The organism is Bacillus sp. FSL K6-1366 (assembly GCF_037976695.1).
GTDB lineage: Bacteria > Bacillota > Bacilli > Bacillales > Bacillaceae > Bacillus > Bacillus subtilis.
On the sequence record NZ_CP150268.1, the window covers coordinates 3,401,793 to 3,420,520 of the forward strand.

At 45.4% G+C, this 18,728-nt stretch carries 21 protein-coding genes and 1 riboswitch; of the genes, 15 read left to right on the plus strand and 6 right to left on the minus strand.

Annotated elements, in window-relative coordinates:
• Positions 1–3: 3 nt before the first annotated feature.
• On the plus strand, positions 4–1,125 hold the full coding sequence (coiA, locus tag MHI44_RS17775; RefSeq protein ID WP_339203578.1) for a competence protein CoiA: 1,122 nt from the start codon (positions 4–6) through the stop codon (positions 1,123–1,125).
• Positions 1,126–1,354: 229 nt separating this feature from the next.
• On the plus strand, positions 1,355–3,184 hold the full coding sequence (gene pepF / locus MHI44_RS17780) for an oligoendopeptidase F (RefSeq protein ID WP_339202500.1): 1,830 nt from the start codon (positions 1,355–1,357) through the stop codon (positions 3,182–3,184).
• 37 nt (positions 3,185–3,221) lie between these two features.
• Here the strand turns inward: pepF and MHI44_RS17785 are convergent, their stop codons facing one another.
• From MHI44_RS17785 to MHI44_RS17805, 5 genes are all read right to left on the minus strand, one after another.
• Positions 3,222–3,389 (minus strand): hypothetical protein, encoded by a 168-nt coding sequence (locus MHI44_RS17785; RefSeq protein ID WP_003244944.1) that lies wholly within the window; start codon positions 3,387–3,389, stop codon positions 3,222–3,224.
• Positions 3,390–3,703: 314 nt separating this feature from the next.
• Positions 3,704–4,603, minus strand: a complete 900-nt coding sequence (gene spxH, locus MHI44_RS17790) for a protease adaptor protein SpxH (protein WP_003245184.1) — start codon at positions 4,601–4,603, stop codon at positions 3,704–3,706.
• The gene (locus MHI44_RS17795; protein WP_003232928.1) at positions 4,600–4,998 is read right to left on the minus strand and encodes a group 2 truncated hemoglobin YjbI; all 399 of its coding nucleotides are present in this window, start codon (positions 4,996–4,998) and stop codon (positions 4,600–4,602) included. Before MHI44_RS17795 ends, spxH begins: the two co-directional genes overlap by 4 nt.
• 254 nt (positions 4,999–5,252) lie before the next feature.
• Positions 5,253–5,987 (minus strand): bifunctional muramidase/murein lytic transglycosylase, encoded by a 735-nt coding sequence (cwlQ, locus tag MHI44_RS17800; protein ID WP_339202501.1) that lies wholly within the window; start codon positions 5,985–5,987, stop codon positions 5,253–5,255.
• 14 nt (positions 5,988–6,001) lie between these two features.
• Complete coding sequence (locus MHI44_RS17805) at positions 6,002–6,574, minus strand: CYTH domain-containing protein (RefSeq protein ID WP_015715669.1); 573 nt, start codon at positions 6,572–6,574, stop codon at positions 6,002–6,004.
• A 124-nt stretch (positions 6,575–6,698) separates the two neighbouring features.
• Between MHI44_RS17805 and MHI44_RS17810 the strand changes: the two genes are divergently transcribed.
• The 4 genes from MHI44_RS17810 to MHI44_RS17825 are packed head-to-tail and all read left to right on the plus strand — an operon-like array spanning position 6,699 to position 9,464.
• On the plus strand, positions 6,699–7,067 hold the full coding sequence (locus tag MHI44_RS17810; RefSeq protein ID WP_024573346.1) for a hypothetical protein: 369 nt from the start codon (positions 6,699–6,701) through the stop codon (positions 7,065–7,067).
• Between the two features lie 28 nt (positions 7,068–7,095).
• The gene (yjbM, locus tag MHI44_RS17815) at positions 7,096–7,731 is read left to right on the plus strand and encodes a GTP diphosphokinase (protein ID WP_003245294.1); all 636 of its coding nucleotides are present in this window, start codon (positions 7,096–7,098) and stop codon (positions 7,729–7,731) included.
• 18 nt (positions 7,732–7,749) lie between these two features.
• Positions 7,750–8,550, plus strand: a complete 801-nt coding sequence (locus MHI44_RS17820; RefSeq protein WP_339202502.1) for an NAD kinase — start codon at positions 7,750–7,752, stop codon at positions 8,548–8,550.
• A gap of 14 nt (positions 8,551–8,564) precedes the next feature.
• A complete protein-coding gene (locus MHI44_RS17825; protein ID WP_240304259.1) occupies positions 8,565–9,464 on the plus strand; it encodes an RluA family pseudouridine synthase in 900 nt (299 codons plus the stop codon).
• 12 nt (positions 9,465–9,476) lie between these two features.
• Here MHI44_RS17825 and prpE read toward each other — a convergent pair whose 3' ends face one another.
• Positions 9,477–10,211 (minus strand): bis(5'-nucleosyl)-tetraphosphatase PrpE, encoded by a 735-nt coding sequence (prpE, locus tag MHI44_RS17830; RefSeq protein ID WP_339202503.1) that lies wholly within the window; start codon positions 10,209–10,211, stop codon positions 9,477–9,479.
• Positions 10,212–10,445: 234 nt separating this feature from the next.
• Between prpE and MHI44_RS17835 the strand changes: the two genes are divergently transcribed.
• From MHI44_RS17835 to fabI, 9 genes are all read left to right on the plus strand, one after another.
• On the plus strand, positions 10,446–12,290 hold the full coding sequence (locus MHI44_RS17835) for a monovalent cation:proton antiporter family protein (protein ID WP_015715673.1): 1,845 nt from the start codon (positions 10,446–10,448) through the stop codon (positions 12,288–12,290).
• Between the two features lie 61 nt (positions 12,291–12,351).
• A riboswitch (TPP riboswitch) is annotated at positions 12,352–12,460 on the plus strand.
• 78 nt (positions 12,461–12,538) lie between these two features.
• Positions 12,539–13,249, plus strand: coding sequence for a thiaminase II (gene tenA / locus MHI44_RS17840; RefSeq protein ID WP_106073818.1), 711 nt, complete (start codon positions 12,539–12,541; stop codon positions 13,247–13,249).
• Positions 13,224–13,841: a thiazole tautomerase TenI gene (gene tenI / locus MHI44_RS17845; RefSeq protein ID WP_015715674.1), complete on the plus strand. Its 618-nt coding sequence runs from the start codon at positions 13,224–13,226 to the stop codon at positions 13,839–13,841. Before tenA ends, tenI begins: the two co-directional genes overlap by 26 nt.
• Positions 13,825–14,934 carry a glycine oxidase ThiO gene (thiO, locus tag MHI44_RS17850; RefSeq protein ID WP_134155152.1) on the plus strand — a complete coding sequence of 370 codons (1,110 nt, stop codon included), beginning with the start codon at positions 13,825–13,827 and terminating at the stop codon, positions 14,932–14,934. Before tenI ends, thiO begins: the two co-directional genes overlap by 17 nt.
• Entirely contained in the window at positions 14,934–15,134 is a 201-nt protein-coding gene (thiS, locus tag MHI44_RS17855; RefSeq protein ID WP_072173897.1) for a sulfur carrier protein ThiS, read from the plus strand. The genes thiO and thiS overlap by 1 nt, the downstream gene beginning before the upstream one ends.
• Positions 15,131–15,901 carry a thiazole synthase gene (gene thiG / locus MHI44_RS17860; protein WP_010886483.1) on the plus strand — a complete coding sequence of 257 codons (771 nt, stop codon included), beginning with the start codon at positions 15,131–15,133 and terminating at the stop codon, positions 15,899–15,901. The genes thiS and thiG overlap by 4 nt, the downstream gene beginning before the upstream one ends.
• Positions 15,898–16,908 (plus strand): thiazole biosynthesis adenylyltransferase ThiF, encoded by a 1,011-nt coding sequence (gene thiF / locus MHI44_RS17865; protein WP_033883575.1) that lies wholly within the window; start codon positions 15,898–15,900, stop codon positions 16,906–16,908. The genes thiG and thiF overlap by 4 nt, the downstream gene beginning before the upstream one ends.
• Positions 16,909–16,926: 18 nt before the next feature.
• Positions 16,927–17,742, plus strand: coding sequence for a bifunctional hydroxymethylpyrimidine kinase/phosphomethylpyrimidine kinase (gene thiD, locus MHI44_RS17870; protein ID WP_014479462.1), 816 nt, complete (start codon positions 16,927–16,929; stop codon positions 17,740–17,742).
• A 135-nt stretch (positions 17,743–17,877) separates the two neighbouring features.
• Positions 17,878–18,654, plus strand: coding sequence for an enoyl-ACP reductase FabI (fabI, locus tag MHI44_RS17875; protein WP_003232896.1), 777 nt, complete (start codon positions 17,878–17,880; stop codon positions 18,652–18,654).
• The last annotated feature ends 74 nt before the right edge of the window (positions 18,655–18,728 follow it).

Here is an 18,728-nt window from a genome sequence, read left to right on the forward strand (position 1 = left end):
CAAATGTTTCACCTTCTAGGCGCTCAGCAAAACCAGAAATTAAAGCGGAGACGGTTCTTCTGTCCGGTATGCGGGGGAGAGCTAGCTGTGAAGCTCGGACTTCAAAAAGCGCCGCATTTTGCCCATAAACAGAACAAGTCCTGCTCCATAGACATCGAACCGGAAAGCGCCTACCACTTAGAAGGAAAAAGACAGCTGTATGTATGGCTGAAAACGCAACGGGCTTCACCAATATTGGAGCCGTATATAAGGACAATCAACCAAAGACCAGACGTCATGGCAAGGATCAAGGAGCATATGCTTGCTGTTGAATATCAATGCGCCACTATCGCTCCAGATGTCTTTCAAAAGCGGACAGAGGGCTTCAAACAAGAAGGAATCATCCCGCAGTGGATTATGGGATACAGCCGCTTAAAACGGACTGCTTCGTCCTTTTATCAGCTTTCAGCTTTTCATTGGCAGTTTATCAATGCAAGTCCATACAGAGAGCTGATATGTTATTGTCCTGAAAGGCGTTCTTTTCTCCGGCTCAGCCACATCATTCCATTCTACACAAACCATTCTTATTCCTCAGTCCAAACGATCCCTATTCATCGGGCAGGTGCAGACGATCTTTTTTTCACTGAACCGAAACCCTCAATTCAATATTCAGGCTGGACGAAAGCGATTCACCGTTTTCGCCATAAACCCCATCGGTTTAACTCAAAGGAAACAAATCGCCTTAGGCTGCTGTTTTATGAGAAGCGGCAGACGCCTTTTTCTTTTCTGCCGACTGAAGTGTTTGTTCCTGTTAGAAAAGGGGCAGTTTTTAAGAGTCCGGTTTTTGTGTGGCAGGGTTTTCTTTATTTGTTTATGACGGATCTTGGAGGTAAACGTGCGCCAATTCGTTTTTCAGCCGTTTTGCAGCAGTGCAAACTGCACATTCATAATAAGAACATTGCCCTCAGGTTTGAATGCAGCGAAGAGTGTCTTTCAGAAGCGGTTAAACAGTATATTGATTTTTTGTGCAAGAAGGGATTTTTAAGGGAGACTCAGAAAGAAGTATATGTGCTGAATCAGCCTGCAGGTGGCATACACTCCATGCAGGATCTCATAGAAAGAGACCGCAGCTGTTTTATAGAATGAGTTTGTCTTATTTGGCTCACCCTAAGACAAAGGTGGTGGGCAGGCTGTGAAAGGCACAAAAGGAAAGGTTTTTCGTGTTTTTACTGCTTTTTTGGCATTCGTTCTCTTCATTACTGCATATGATTTGACAAAAGGCAGTGAAAAACCGGAAGATATTCACAACACAAGTTTATTGAGAAACAGCTGTTTTTTCAATTGGCTTGAATCAAAGAAGACGAGGGGGATCACCATGGCTGAGGAAAAAAAAGCAAACCAACTGCCTGACAGAAGTGAGGTAAAGGCAGAAGACACATGGAGACTTGAGGATATTTTTCCTAGTGATGAGGCCTGGAATAAAGAATTTCAAGCTGTAAAAGCATTAATTCCGAATTTATCTAAGTATAAAGGAAAGCTGGCAGATTCAGCTGATCATTTATACGAGGCTCTTACGTATCAAGATAAAGTGATGGAGCGGCTGGGTAGGCTGTACACATATGCGCATATGCGCTCTGACCAGGATACTGGGAACTCCTTTTACCAGGGGCTGAATGACAAGGCGGGAAACCTGTATACACAGGCCGCAAGCGCGACAGCTTATCTGGTTCCGGAGATTTTATCCATAGAAGAAGACAAACTGCAGCAGTTCATTCTTGAAAAAGAAGAATTAAAGCTGTACTCTCATGCGATTGAGGAGATTACAAAGGAACGTCCGCATGTGCTGAGCGAGAAGGAAGAGGCACTGCTTGCTGAAGCCTCCGAGGTACTGGGGTCATCTTCAAATACATTCAGTGTGTTAAATAACGCAGATATAACGTTTCCATCCATTAAAGACGAAGATGGGAATGAGAAACAGATCACTCACGGCAACTTTATTAATTTCTTGGAAAGTGAAAACCGTGAAGTCCGCAAAAATGCGTTTGACGCAGTGTATAAAACGTACGGACAATATAAAAACACAATGGCCACGACGCTTAGCGGCACTGTGAAAAAGGACAACTTCTACGCGAGAGTGAAAAAATACAAGTCAGCGCGTGAGGCTGCGCTTTCTAACAACAGTATTCCTGAGGAAGTATACGATAACCTTGTTAAGACGATTAATAAGCATTTGCCGCTCCTGCACCGCTATATTGCGCTAAGAAAGAAAGTGCTTGAGCTTAATGAAGTGCATATCTATGACCTGTATACACCGCTTGTGAAAGATGCTGGGATGAAGGTGACATACGAGGAAGCCAAAGATTACATGCTGAAAGGCCTTGCACCTTTAGGGGAAGAATATGCCTCTATCCTAAAAGAAGGACTGGAAAACCGCTGGGTGGACGTTTACGAAAATAAAGGCAAACGCAATGGGGCTTATTCATCAGGAGCTTACGGCACGAATCCGTATATTTTGATGAACTGGCATAATAACGTCAATAATCTCTTTACGCTCGTGCACGAGTTTGGACATTCCGTACACAGCTACTATACGAGAAAGCACCAGCCTTATCCATACGGCAATTACAGCATCTTTGTCGCGGAAGTTGCCTCTACGACAAATGAAGCGCTCCTTGGCGAATATTTGCTGAACAATTTAGAGGATGAAAAACAGCGCTTATATATTCTCAACCATATGCTTGAGGGCTTCAGGGGAACGGTCTTCAGACAAACGATGTTCGCTGAATTTGAACATCTGATTCATACTAAGGCGCAAGAAGGCGAGCCGCTTACACCTGAGCTTCTGACAAATGTCTATTACGACCTGAATAAAAAGTATTTTGGAGACGGCATGGTGATTGATAAGGAAATCGGCCTTGAATGGTCGCGTATTCCGCACTTCTATTACAATTACTATGTGTATCAGTATGCGACAGGGTACAGCGCTGCCCAAGCATTAAGCAGCCAGATTTTGAAGGAAGGAAAGCCGGCGGTTGACCGTTATATTGACTTCCTGAAAGCGGGAAGCTCACAATACCCGATTGATGTCCTGAAAAAAGCGGGTGTTGATATGACGTCTCCAGAGCCAATCGAAGCCGCGTGCAAAATGTTTGAAGAAAAACTTGATGAAATGGAAGAGCTGCTGATGAAAGTCAAGCAGTCTTAAAAAAGTAAGCCTGTGCGGAAATGACGCACAGGCTTTTTTAAAACCCTTTAAAGGTTTTCCGGTGATTCAAGCGGTAGAGGGTAAACAAAATAGACAGAAACAGCAGAGGAGAGGTAATATAAAGCGGCAGCATATGCATCATGCCTAAGATATTCAAGCAGAAAAAAACAGCAATGCACACAATTGAGATCAAAGTAGACATCATGGCGGTCCTCCTCGTTCTTTTTCCTTATAAGGATATGAGTGAATGCACTTCGTTATGTTTTGTGACAAAAATATGAACATTAAGCATAGAGGTTGTCAAAAGTCGACATCTTTTGTTATCATAAGGATGTGAAATTGATCACAAACAAACATTACCCCTTTGTTTGACCGTGAAAAATTTCTCCCATCCCCTTTGTTGTCGTTAAGACATATGAAACCGCGCTTATCCCGGCGCGGTTTCTTTAGTGCTAAAAACAGAACATGCGTTTGGTTTAGGGCGTAAAAAAACAGCCTCAAGCATATGCACGCCTGCGGCTATTTTTCACATGATTGATATTCATCAGAATAAGTGCTGAGAGACTTCCAAAACATTCCGTGTTTGGCTTCCACTTTGGCAACCTTTTTAGCAAACGCCAGTTTTTTCATTTCTTTTTCTACCTCTTCAAGGCTCAGGTCATATACAAGAGCAATTTCCTTCGAGGCAACGAAGCGGAAATATTCAATAAAACATTCTAAAGGCGGTGTTTCCGACGGCTTCGGCTCGTCGCCAAGCATCTCAAATAAAATTTCTTCATATACATCATATGAGTAGCTGCCAGGAACTTTAAGCCCTTCATCCTCATGCTGCGTATTAAAAAACGTCAGTGTCGGATTAACAGAAACATCCATCTCAGCAGCAATTTTCATGTCACATTGAAGCGCCTTGACCGCGCTTTGAGAATGCAGATCTTTTTTGAATTCTTCAAGATCGAGACTTGTATTTTCAGCAATCTCCAAAAGCACGTTTTCATCCGTAATATTTTTCTTTGAAACAAATAGGCTCTCCTGCATATTTCTGAGAAATTGCATGCCGGCTTTTCGTCCTTGCAATTCGGCTGCTTTAAAAGCGAGAGCAGCCATATAAGGCGATGAAAGCGGCTGATCCTGTTCGAACCAGACATTGCCGTCACATGACATGCCAGAGCGGCTCGCGATCTTTTCCCATGCTTCTGCGAGAAGATGCTTTTTTCGCTTTTTATTTAAAGCGGTAAGGCTTGCGGAAGCGATAATGCGTAAGGTGAAAAAACGTCCGTATCTGATTTTCAGCTTTTTGATGACGGGCTCTAAGGACCAGCATTCAGGACATAAAGGGTCTACAAACATATAAATTTCAAGCGGTTTTTTTGGATGACCGTGGCAATGGGCGAAGTATAGCTCATGCTGATAGTTTGTCAAGATGATCGATCCTCCGCTTCCGTTTGATTCACCATATGCCTTGCTGTCAACTCCAGCCGGCCAAACAAAAACTCACGAATTTCGCCCTCCAGCCCTACATGGTCCATTGCGTCCTTCATACAGCTGAGCCACGCATCAGCTCTCTCGTTTGTAATTGGAAAGGGAAGATGCCTTGCTCTGAGCATAGGATGGCCGTGCTCCTCAGTATAAAGCGGAGGCCCGCCTAAATACTGAGTTAAGAATTGCTTCTGTTTCCTGGCGGTTTCTGTCAAATCGCTTGGAAAAATCGGCTTCAGCAAAGGATGAGACGCGACACGCTCATAAAAAGTATCAACAAGTTGCGATAGAAGTTCCTCTCCAATCGCTTCATAAGGTGCGTTAAACGATTGTCCCATGTTGACTACTCCTTTAAATATGGCTAATAGGAATCATAAATCCTATTGCAAAAAGTAATTTTCTGTATTTCATTGTTTCATCTAGATTTATTTTAGCAACAAGGCATCATTTCTACAAACAAACTGCCTTTTATGCGTTTGATGACTCATTTCGGCTGACAGCCGGGGTTTGTATTTCATATCATATCACATAAAAATCAGGAATGCGTAAGATTTCACTTCGCAAAAAAACCAGAGGGAAAGAGCACCTCTGGTTACGCGTAATAAGCTGAAGTTATTTTTTTTACATAGTTTTGCGTTTCTTGGAAAGGAGGAATGCCTCCGTATTGGTCAACATTCCCCGGTCCGGCGTTGTAAGCCGCTAATGCCATAGACACATTGCCGTCGTATTTATCCAGCATTTGTTTTAAATATTTCGTTCCGCCCTCCACATTTTGCTGCGGATCAAGCGGATTGGAAACGCCAAGTGAGCTTGCTGTTGACGGCATCAGCTGCATGAGGCCCATCGCACCTGCTCCGCTGACCGCTTTTGCATTAAAGCCTGATTCCTGTTTGATGACGGCGCGGATCAGTTTTTCATCAACGCCATATTTATCAGCGGCTTTTTTAATCGCACTGTCAATAGAGAAGTCTCCCGAACTGATCTGATTTGCTTCATGTTTGTTTGAAGCTGAATCTGCAGCAGCTGTTTCAGTGCTTTCTGCCGCTTTTGTGATTGAACCTGAATTGCTGCTCGTATATGAGTTAAGCCCATACGCTGAAAGCAGTGACGGCGCTGTTGTATTCGCGCTGTTCAGCATGCTGAGCGGGCTTGGCGATGAAGAAGGTGCTGATTGCTGAGATGCCAGGCCGTTTGTATATTGGCTGAGCAAAGAGCTAAAACTTGAAAGCGGGCTTTCCGTATTCTGAGTGTCCGAGCTGCTGCGTGCATTAGATATGGACTGTAGTGCCTGAAGCTGAAGTAAAGCTGCCCAATTCGTTACATTCACGATGTCATTCCACCTTATATAGACTTTCGTTTTTCTTCATAAAAACGCAGAATTTTATTTTTGGTTTCGCGCTGAGGAATGCTGAATTGCTGAAGCAGCTTTTCGAAGGCTTTTCTGCCCTCATGCCAATCCGCCGCCTCAAATTCAATTTCATAGTCCTCTTTATTTAAATATCGGCTGTGGTCTAAAACTATTAAGCCTTTTTCTGTTTCTTTTTCCGCACGGTTTGTTGCTAAAGATCCAAAGTATTGTATGGCATCCGTATCGATCTGAAGCTTGTGCAACTGGTCCTTCACAGGGCCCTCGGGAACTGAAAATCCAGCGAGATCTGATACCTCTGAAAGCTGCTGGTGCGTTTCCAGAAGCCCCACATCTGCCGGCTCCTTTAATGTAAGGACATACTTTCCGTTTTTTCTGCGGATACGAAGCGCAGCATGTTTTTGTTTCAGCGCGAAGCTGTCTGTATCAAAATAATGATTCTTTTGATCTGTAAAATCTTTTTCTGTCAGCTGGAGTGCCGCTGCTATGTTTTTGAATTCTTGTTTGGTCAGCATGTTTTTAAATTCGATTTCAATTTCTTGGCTCATGATGCTCTTCCTTTCCGCCCTGTAAATCTTATTTTTACTATTATCTCTTTAGATGTTAGGTTTATCAATATCGAGCTCGATATGATAAAATGAATCTGTACTTTGTTTAAAAAAGGAGAGCATTATGCAAAACAGAATCGAAATTTTGAATGCAACATTATCGGATGATCAGCTTCGCCTTGCCTGTCAGACAGAAGGAAACGAAGCGGAACGCAAGCCGTCAGGTCAAATGCTTGTTGATTCTGACCACTTTGCTTTTGTATACATACTTGAATTAGCTGATTCTTTTGAATATGTCATTATAAAGGAACATGTATGGCCGGAACTGAAGCAGGCCCATGCACAAAAAATACCGGTTGTTTTAGAGGCAGGAAACCAAACAATTGAACTGGCAGGCCTGCATGAGGAGCTGGAATATCTTTTAGAAAATATAAAGGATAATGCAAACTATGGAGAAGAAATGGAAGAAAAAGTGAAACGCGTGTTTTTATAGAAACTGGTTCGGAATTGGGGGATGTATGATGGATGACAAACAATGGGAGCGTTTTTTAGTGCCGTACCGCCAGGCTGTCGAAGAGTTGAAAGTGAAGCTCAAGGGGATCCGCACACTATATGAATACGAGGACGACCATTCACCGATCGAATTTGTGACCGGACGCGTCAAGCCTGTGGCGAGCATACTTGAAAAAGCGAGACGGAAAAGCATACCGCTGCATGAAATTGAAACCATGCAGGACATTGCTGGCCTTAGAATCATGTGCCAATTTGTCGATGACATCCAAATCGTAAAAGAGATGCTTTTTGCCAGAAAAGATTTCACCGTTGTGGATCAGAGGGATTATATTGCGGAACATAAAGAGAGCGGATACCGATCATACCATCTTGTTGTGCTGTACCCTTTGCAGACGGTATCCGGAGAAAAGCATGTTCTCGTAGAAATACAGATCCGTACACTGGCGATGAATTTTTGGGCGACCATTGAGCATTCATTGAATTATAAATACAGCGGAAACATTCCTGAAAAAGTAAAACTAAGGCTTCAGCGCGCTTCTGAAGCGGCTTCCCGGCTTGATGAAGAGATGTCGGAGATCAGGGGTGAAGTACAGGAAGCTCAAGCTGCCTTTTCAAGAAAGAAAAAAGGAAGCGAGCAACAATAGGTAAAGGGGAAGAAGAGCATGAAATTTGCCGTATCATCAAAAGGAGATCAAGTTTCTGATACGCTGAAAAGCAAAATACAGGCGTATTTATTGGATTTTGATATGGAACTGGATGAAAATGAACCGGAAATCGTTATTTCAGTCGGAGGCGACGGAACGCTTTTGTATGCTTTTCACAGATACAGCGACCGCTTGGACAAAACAGCATTTGTCGGCGTTCACACAGGTCATCTGGGTTTTTATGCCGACTGGGTTCCTCATGAAATTGAAAAACTTGTTCTTGCCATCGCGAAAACGCCGTATCATACAGTCGAATATCCGATTCTCGAAGTCATTGTGACCTATCACGAAAACGAGCGGGAAGAAAGATACTTAGCTTTGAATGAATGTACGATTAAAAGCATCGAAGGAAGCCTTGTTGCTGATGTGGAAATCAAAGGGCAGCTCTTTGAAACCTTCCGGGGCGATGGCCTCTGCCTGTCAACTCCATCAGGCAGCACAGCCTACAATAAGGCGCTGGGCGGAGCGATTATCCATCCGTCTATCAGGGCGATCCAGCTTGCGGAAATGGCTTCAATTAATAACCGCGTGTTCCGTACGGTCGGGTCACCTCTGCTTCTCCCATCCCATCATGATTGCATGATTAAGCCGAGAAACGAAGTTGACTTTCAAGTGACGATTGACCATTTAACCCTTCTCCATAAGGATGTAAAGTCGATCCGCTGCCAAGTTGCATCCGAAAAAGTGCGGTTTGCGAGATTCCGTCCGTTTCCATTTTGGAAAAGAGTCCAGGATTCGTTTATTGGAAAAGGTGAATAGAAAGAGGACATATCGTGGAGCATTTTTTTATCAGAAAGAACATTACTTCCGCTGAGGACGGGATGACTGTAAAAGAATATGCCGGTGAACTGGGAATTTCGAAACGTCTGCTGACCGATATTAAGTTTGGCGGGGGAGACCTGCAGATTAACGGTGAGCATGTGACGGTCAAATACGTTTTGAAAGATGGAGATCTTCTTATCGTGAAGTTTCCTGAGGAACAGGTGAGCGAGACGCTGCTGGCAGAGCCTGTTCCGCTCGATATCCTTTATGAGGATGAACATGTGCTTGTGATAAACAAGCAGCCGTATGTGTCATCAATCCCTTCGAGAGAGCACCCCTCCGGCAGCATTGCCAATGGAATTATTGATCATTATCAAACAACCGGAGTGAGGGCGACAGTACATCTTGTCACCCGGCTAGACCGGGATACATCAGGTGTCATGCTTGTTGCCAAGCATCGATTTGCCCACTCCATTTTATCGTCTGCGCAAAAAAACGGCCTTGTGAAACGCCGATATGCGGCAGTGGTTCACGGGCGGATGGCACAGATGGAGGGAACAGTCGATGCTCCGATTGGCAGACATCCTGACAGTATTATTGAACGGACGGTAACGCCAGACGGCCAGAAGGCTGTTACTCATTTTTACGTCACATGTGCAAATGACGACATGACCTCGGTGGCATTGCAGCTTGAGACTGGACGAACCCATCAAATTCGTGTTCATATGAGTCATCTCGGGCACCCGTTGTGCGGCGATACACTGTACGGCGGAACGAGACAGGAAATTGGCCGGCAGGCTCTGCACAGCGAGCATCTTTCGTTTATCCATCCGCTGACACAGAAGAACATGACGTTTCATGCTCCACTGCCTCAGGATATGAGAAAACTGATAAAAGGAGAGAATCATTGATTCTCTCCTTTTTTATATGGGGCGAAATCTTGATTCGTCGTAAGGCAGGGAGCTTGGAACAGAGACGGTTTCTATTTCTGGAAAGCGAAAGCCTGTCAGTTGATTTCCGAACACGCAGCCTGTATCAATGTTGATGGTGCGCTTGACCTTCCGAGGCTCTTTCACAGGTGTATGACCGTATACCACCCAAGCCTTTCCGTTATAGGCTGCCGCCCAATCACGTCTGACGGGTCTGCCGTCCGGATATGTTTCACCCGTCACGTCACCGTAAAGCACAAAGTCCTTCACTCTGCGGGTATATTTGCCGATATCGTCAGCTCTTATGCCAGCATGGGCGACAACTAATTCTTCATTATGTAAGATGTCGTAAAGCGGCGCTGTTTCGTACAGCTTCATAAACTGTTCGCTGACTGATTTTCTCTCATCTTTAGAAAGTTCCTCAAGCTCTGCCGCTGTTGTTTCGAGACCATGCATCACTTTTACCGGATTTCCTTTTAAGTAACGATATAATTTATTGCAATGGTTTCCCGGGACATAACGCACAGCGCCTTTTTCGTAAGCGCCGGCTACAAATCGGATGACCTCTATCGATTTGGGCCCTCTGTCAGTTAAATCTCCGGCAAAAACAAGCACCCTGCCTTCTTCATGGATAGGTACTCCATTTTTGATTGTATAGCCAAGCTTTTGGATTAATGCAGTCATTTCGTCATAGCAGCCATGAATATCGCTGATGATATCGTAAGCCATGCGGTATCCTCCTTACCGATTGTTTTATTTATTATGAAGCAAAGTGTTGTGAGTCATCACAAGCTTTTATGTGCAAATTATAGAAGAAGAATCATTTTCTAAACAGGATTAAGACCTTATCACTTTATTTTTCATCATCACCCTTGTTAAAATCGCGTTATGTTTTTTAAAAATGAGGTTTTGTTCTCTGAGTGAGAACTAGCATAACCCTGACTTAAAAAGGAGGTTCTGATTATGGCGCATACATCTGTCGCATCTTTAGTTGTTGTACTTATCGTTGCATTTTTGACACCCATCCTTTTGCATCGGTTTAAACTCAGCATCCCGGTTGTTGTTGCTGAAATCATTATGGGGCTGATTATTGGGAAAAGCGGCCTTAATTTAGTTGTGGAGGGTGACACCTGGCTCCAAACACTCTCTATGCTCGGATTTATCTTTTTAATGTTTTTAAGCGGGCTTGAAATTGATTTTTCGTCGTTTGAGAAAGGAAAGAAAAAGCAGTTCCTGCCGAATGGCAAGGAAGCGCCGAATACGTTTGCTGCGGCATCTGTTATTTTCGTCGGTATTTTTATTTTATCATTGCTCTTGTCGTATGGGTTCGTCTTGGCCGGATTTATCCAAAATGCATTTTTGATGACCCTGATTATTTCAACGATTTCATTAGGCGTTGTCGTTCCAACATTAAAAGAAGAACGGATCATGAATTCAAATATCGGGCAGATTATTTTGCTTGTTGCTGTTATTGCTGATTTGGCCACGATGATTCTTCTTGCTGTTTTTTCTTCTTTATACGGAGAGGACAGCGGAAACATGTGGCTCCTGATGATTCTGTTTGCGGCCGGAGTGGTGCTTTACTTTTTCGGCCGGGTCTTCAAACATCGCTCTTTTGTGCAGTCCATGTCAAAAGGGACGATCCAGATCGGGACGCGTGCCATTTTTACGTTAATCATTGTACTCGTTGCCCTGTCTGAATCACTTGGGGCGGAAAATATTCTCGGCGCTTTCTTAGCGGGGGTTCTTGTTTCCCTGCTTTCGCCAAACAAAGAACTTGTTCAGCAGCTGGACTCATTCGGTTATGGGTTCTTAATACCGATTTTCTTCGTGATGGTCGGTGTGAAGCTGGATATTTGGACTCTTTTCCAGGATAAAACAATTTTAATCATGATTCCGCTCCTGCTGCTGGCGCTGTTAGTCAGCAAAATCATTCCTGTCATGTACCTAAAGAAGTGGTATGATAACCGAACCATTTTCGCGTCTGGCTTCCTGCTGACATCAACGCTTTCGCTCGTGATTGCCGCTGCAACAATCGGCCAGCAGCTTCACGTGATCAGCGCAAATATGTCAGGAGCGCTAATTTTAGTAGCCGTCATTGCAAGTATTTTTACGCCGATCTGTTTTAAAAAATTATACAAACGGGAAGAGCAGCCGGAGGAGAAAAAGACGATTACGTTCATTGGCGCCAATCAAATGACTTTGCCTGTCACACTCGAATTGCCAGAGGAAGAGTATGACGTGCGTGTTGTACACGTCTACCAAGAGAATGCGGAGGAAAAGCTGTCAGAATCAGTGTTTGCTGTTGAAACAATTTCTGACTATGAACACGAGACGCTTGAATCACTCGGCATTTTTGAAACGGATATCCTCGTTGTGGCGACAGGAAATGAAGATATGAATGCAGACATTGCATTACTTGCAAAAGAAAAAGGCACAGAAAGAGTCATTGCAAGCGTAGGATCACCGGAGCATGAAGCAGCTCTGAAGGAGCAGGGAATCAGCATCTTTTCTATTCTGCTGTCGACAAAAACGCTGCTTCGCGCACTGATTGAAGCGCCTGGCGTCATGAAGCTGCTCACGAACCAAGAGTCTTCGCTGTATCAAATTAATATGGAGAACAGTAAATATGATGGTGTCATTTTACGGGAATTCCCTTTAACAGGTGACGTCATCTTTGTCAGGATCTTCAGAGGTGTGGACAGCATCGTTCCTCATGGGGATACGAGGCTGAAACTTGGAGACCGTTTAATTGTCACCGGATCTCGGGGGTACGTAACGGATCTTAAGAAAACATTGGAAGGATAAATCTTGACCAAATAAGGATTCGTGTTAATATAGAGGTGCAGAACAATTCAATATGTATTCGTTTAACCACTAGGGGTGTCCTTCATAAGGGCTGAGATAAAAGTGTGACTTTTAGACCCTCATAACTTGAACAGGTTCAGACCTGCGTAGGGAAGTGGAGCGGTATTTGTGTTATTTTACTATGCCAATTCCAAACCACTTTTCCTTGCGGGAAAGTGGTTTTTTTATTTTCAGAGGGGGAATGATTTGTGAAGTTTTCAGAAGAATGCCGCAGTGCAGCCGCAGAATGGTGGGAGGGGAGCTTTGTCCATCCGTTCGTTCAAGGAATCGGTGACGGAACGCTTCCGATTGACCGTTTTAAATACTACGTACTTCAGGATTCCTATTATTTAACGCATTTTGCAAAGGTGCAGTCATTTGGCGCCGCTTATGCGAAGGACCTTTATACAACGGGGCGGATGGCAAGCCATGCCCAAGGTACATATGAGGCGGAAATGGCGCTTCATCGGGAGTTTGCCGAGCTGTTGGAAATCAGCGAGGAAGAGCATAAGGCGTTTAAGCCGTCTCCTACAGCGTACTCTTATACATCCCATATGTACCGTTCGGTTTTGAGCGGGAATTTCGCAGAAATCTTAGCGGCCCTGCTGCCATGCTACTGGCTTTATTATGAGGTTGGTGAAAAATTGCTGCATTGCGATCCTGGGCATCCGATTTATCAAAAGTGGATTGGGACATACGGCGGTGATTGGTTTAGACAACAGGTCGAGGAGCAAATCAACCGCTTTGATGAGCTGGCGGAAAACAGCACGGAGGAAGTGCGTGCCAAGATGAAAGAGAATTTTGTCATCTCCAGCTACTATGAATATCAATTTTGGGGAATGGCCTATCGAAAAGAAGGCTGGTCTGACAGCGCCATAAAAGAGGTGGAGGAATGTGGAGCTTCACGCCATAACGGATGACAGCAAGCCGGTAGAAGAGCTAGCGAGAATCATCATTACGATTCAGAATGAAGTTGATTTTATTCACATTCGGGAACGCTCAAAATCCGCGGCGGATATTTTGAAACTGCTCGAGCTTATTTTTGAAGGCGGTATAGATAAACGAAAATTGGTGATGAACGGGCGCGTGGATATTGCACTTTTCTCTACTATTCACCGCGTGCAGCTGCCAAGCGGCAGCTTTTCACCGAAGCAGGTCAGAGCCAGATTTCCACACCTTCATATCGGGAGGTCGGTGCATTCACTGGAGGAAGCGGTTCAAGCAGAAAAGGAAGACGCGGACTACGTGCTGTTCGGCCATGTGTTTGAAACGGATTGCAAAAAGGGTCTTGAAGGCAGAGGAGTATCTTTGCTGTCAGATATCAAACAGCGGATTTCCATCCCGGTTATAGCCATCGGGGGGATGACGCCGGACAGGTTAAGAGACGTAAAACAAGCAGGGGCAGACGGCATTGCTGTTATGTCAGGAATTTTCTCTTCCGCTGAGCCCTTGGAAGCAGCCAGACGATATTCCCGCAAGCTAAAGGAGATGCGCTATGAAAAGGCATTATGAAGCAGTGGTGATTGGAGGCGGAATTATCGGTTCCGCAATTGCTTATTATTTGGCAAAGGAAAACAAAAGCACCGCATTGTTTGAAAGCGGAACAATGGGCGGCAGAACGACAAGTGCCGCTGCTGGAATGCTGGGCGCCCATGCCGAATGCGAGGAACGTGACGCGTTTTTTGATTTCGCTATGCACAGTCAGCGTCTGTACAAAGGTCTTGGAGAAGAGCTTTATGCATTATCCGGTGTGGATATCAGGCAGCATAACGGCGGTATGTTTAAGCTTGCATTTTCTGAAGAAGATGTGCTGCAGCTGAGACAGATGGACGATTTGGACTCTGTCAGCTGGTATTCAAAAGAAGAGGTGTTAGAAAAAGAGCCGTATGCGTCTGGTGACATCTTTGGTGCATCTTTTATTCAGGATGATGTGCATGTGGAGCCTTATTTTGTTTGCAAGGCATATGTGAAAGCAGCAAAAATGCTTGGGGCGGAGATTTTTGAGCATACGCCCGTCCTGCATGTCGAACGTGACGGTGAAGCCCTGTCCATCAAGACCCCTAGCGGAGACGTATGGGCTAATCATGTTGTCGTTGCCAGCGGGGTGTGGAGCGGAATGTTTTTTAAACAGCTTGGACTGAACAATGCTTTTCTCCCTGTAAAAGGGGAGTGCCTGTCCGTTTGGAATGATGATATCCCGCTGACAAAAACGCTTTACCATGATCACTGCTATATCGTACCGAGAAAAAGCGGCAAACTGGTTGTCGGCGCGACAATGAAGCCGGGGGACTGGAGTGAAACACCGGATCTTGGCGGATTGGAATCGGTTATGAAAAAAGCAAAAACGATGCTGCCGGCTATACAGAATATGAAGGTGGATCGTTTTTGGGCGGGACTCCGGCCGGGAACAAAGGATGGAAAACCGTACATCGGCAGACATCCTGAGGACAGCCGTATTTTATTTGCGGCTGGCCATTTCAGAAACGGGATCCTGCTTGCTCCAGCAACGGGCGCTTTGATCAGTGATCTCATCATGAATAAAGAGGTCAACCAAGACTGGCTGCACGCATTCCGAATTGATCGCAAGGAGGCGGTTCAGATATGATGCTACAGCTGAACGGTAAAGACGTGAAGTGGGAAAAAGACACAGGTACAATTCAAGACCTGCTGGCGTCGTATCAGCTTGAAAATAAAATCGTTATCGTGGAAAGAAATAAAGAAATAATCGGGAAAGAACGCTATCACGAGGTTGAGCTTTGTGATCGTGATGTCATTGAAATTGTCCATTTTGTAGGAGGCGGATGAGCATGTTAACAATTGGCGGAAAATCATTTCAATCAAGATTGCTGCTGGGCACGGGGAAATACCCATCGTTTGACATTCAAAAGGAAGCAGTAGCTGTTTCTGAGTCTGATATTTTAACATTTGCTGTAAGGAGAATGAACATCTTTGAAGCATCTCAGCCAAATTTTCTGGAACAGCTTGATTTATCCAAATATACGCTTTTGCCGAATACAGCGGGCGCCAGCACTGCTGAAGAAGCGGTTCGGATTGCAAGGCTGGCGAAAGCGTCAGGCCTTTGTGACATGATTAAAGTTGAAGTCATCGGATGCAGCCGTTCCTTGCTGCCTGACCCTGTTGAGACATTAAAAGCGTCTGAACAGCTTCTTGAAGAAGGCTTTATTGTGCTCCCGTACACGTCGGATGACGTTGTGCTGGCGAGAAAGCTGGAAGAGCTCGGCGTTCATGCCATCATGCCGGGTGCATCTCCGATTGGATCGGGACAAGGAATCTTAAATCCTTTGAATCTGTCATTTATTATTGAACAGGCGAAAGTGCCGGTCATCGTGGATGCGGGAATCGGCTCGCCTAAAGATGCGGCATACGCAATGGAGCTTGGAGCGGATGGCGTACTGCTCAATACGGCTGTATCGGGCGCTGACGATCCTGTGAAAATGGCTCGTGCCATGAAGCTTGCAGTGGAAGCAGGACGCCTTTCTTATGAGGCGGGCCGCATCCCGCTTAAGCAATACGGAACGGCAAGCAGTCCGGGAGAAGGTCTTCCTGTATGACGGGCAGGTATTCAAGGCAGGAGCTGTTTGCTCCGATCGGCCCATCCGGCCAGAAAAAATTGAAAGAAGCGCGCGCCGTGATTATCGGCGCCGGCGCGCTCGGAACAGCCAGTGCAGAAATGCTGGTGAGAGCGGGAGTCGGCTCTGTGAAAATTGCCGACAGAGATTATGTTGAATGGAGCAACCTCCAGCGCCAGCAGCTTTATACAGAAGATGATGTCAAAAAAGAAATGCCGAAAGCAGCTGCTGCGGAGCGCCGTCTCCGTTCGATTAACAGCGATGTTGATGTGACCGGCCTTGTCATGGATGTGACAGCAGAAAATATCTTCGAGCTGATTAGGGATGCATCAATTATAGTGGATGCGGCTGATAATTTTGAAACCCGCCTGATCGTAAATGATGCTGCGGTAAAGGAAGGGATTCCTTTTCTTTACGGTGCCTGTGTAGGGAGCTACGGCCTCACCTTTACCGTGGTGCCGGGTTCTACTCCTTGCCTGCATTGCTTGCTCGATACACTTCCGATTGGCGGAGCAACATGTGACACAGCCGGCATCATCAGTCCGGCTGTTTTGCAGGTAGCAGTCTTTCAGGTAACAGATGCACTGAAGCTGCTGACGGGAGAGGAGTGCGAGCCGGTGCTGCGCTCCTTTGATTTGTGGAAAAATGAGCGGTCAGAAGTGAGAGCGGCCAGTCTCAAACATGACGCATGCCCAAGCTGCGGCACAAAGGATTTTCCGTTTTTGTCATATGAAAATCAAACAAAAGCGGCTGTATTGTGCGGCAGGAACACGGTGCAGATCAGATCATCTATTACGAAAGAAGCGGATCTTGAAGCGCTTGCCGGTCAGCTGAGGCAGGCCGGGCTTGAAGTAGCTGCGAACCCGTATTTAATTTCCTGCCGCTCGGATGATATGAAAATGGTGCTGTTCCGGGACGGCAGAGCTTTGATCCATGGAACAAATGATATTGCCCGGGCAAAATCCATTTATCATAAATGGATCGGGTAATAAAAGGAGTGTAGTGTAATGAGTATATATAAAGCATTGACAATCGCCGGATCAGATTCAGGCGGCGGCGCAGGGATACAAGCTGATATTAAAACCTTTCAAGAGCTTGATGTATTCGGAATGTCTGCGATTACAGCGGTAACCGCTCAAAATACGCTTGGCGTTCATGGGGTGCATCCGCTGACTGTAGAGGCGTTGAGACAGCAAATTGACGCTGTTGCTGAGGATTTGAGACCGGATGCAGTCAAAACGGGAATGCTCTGGAATGCCGACATGATTGAAGAAGTGGCAAGAAAAATTGACGAGTACGGATTCAATCGTGTAATTGTTGATCCGGTTATGATCGCAAAGGGCGGGGCATCCTTGCTGCGTGATGAGTCAGTTGCCACCTTAAAGGAGTTGCTCATTCCAAGAAGCTACGCGATTACGCCGAATGTCCCGGAAGCAGAAACGCTGACAGGAATGACAATCAGCTCGCTGGATGACCGGAAAAAAGCAGCAGAGCAGCTCGTCAAGATGGGTGCGCAGCATGTCATTATCAAAGGCGGGCACCAGCCTGAGGACAATCACATTACTGACCTTCTTTTTGATGGCAGCATGTTTATGCAAATCACCCATCCTTATATCAATACGAAGCATACGCATGGCACAGGCTGCACCTTTGCTGCGGCTTTAACGGCCCAAACGGCTAAAGGAGACAGCATCCATCAGGCATTTGAAGTTGCGGCCAACTTTGTCCGTGAAGCGGTGGAAAATACGCTCGGCATCGGGTCGGGACACGGGCCGACAAACCATTTCGCTTTTAAACGAAACAGCTTAAATACAAGCCGATGAGATCACCAGCTGATGGTGATCTCTTTTGCGTTTGCTACGGTATGCGCTTTTCATCTGGACAAGGTTATGATATGATAGAAATTAAGATCAGGTACTAATACTATGTCTTTATTAAATATAGGAGGCTTTATACATATGAATTTTTCACTTGAAGGCCGCAACATTGTTGTGATGGGGGTAGCCAACAAACGCAGCATCGCCTGGGGCATTGCGCGTTCTTTACATGAAGCGGGTGCACGTTTGATTTTCACATACGCTGGTGAACGCCTGGAGAAATCCGTTCACGAGCTTGCCGGAACATTAGACCGCAACGACTCCATCATCCTTCCTTGCGATGTTACAAACGACGCAGAAATCGAAACTTGCTTCGCAAGCATTAAGGAGCAGGTCGGTGTAATCCACGGTATCGCGCATTGTATCGCGTTTGCCAACAAAGAAGAGCTTGTGGGCGAATACTTAAACACAAATCGGGACGGCTTCCTTTTGGCTCATAACATCAGCTCATATTCTCTGACTGCTGTTGTCAAAGCGGCACGTCCGATGATGACTGAAGGCGGAAGCATTGTCACTTTGACGTACCTTGGCGGAGAGCTTGTGATGCCAAACTACAACGTTATGGGTGTAGCAAAAGCTTCTCTTGATGCAAGTGTGAAATATTTAGCTGCTGACTTAGGAAAAGAAAATATCCGCGTCAACAGCATTTCTGCCGGCCCGATCAGAACATTATCTGCTAAAGGCATCAGCGATTTCAACTCTATCTTAAAAGACATCGAAGAGCGTGCACCGCTTCGCCGCACGACAACACCTGAAGAAGTGGGCGATACAGCTGCGTTCTTGTTCAGCGATATGTCCCGCGGGATTACAGGTGAAAATCTTCACGTTGATTCAGGTTTCCATATCACTGCCCGCTAAGCAGGATCTATTTCAAGCAATCCCGAATAGGGATTGCTTTTTTATTTCTTCTGATTTTCAGCTTTCTGTCATAT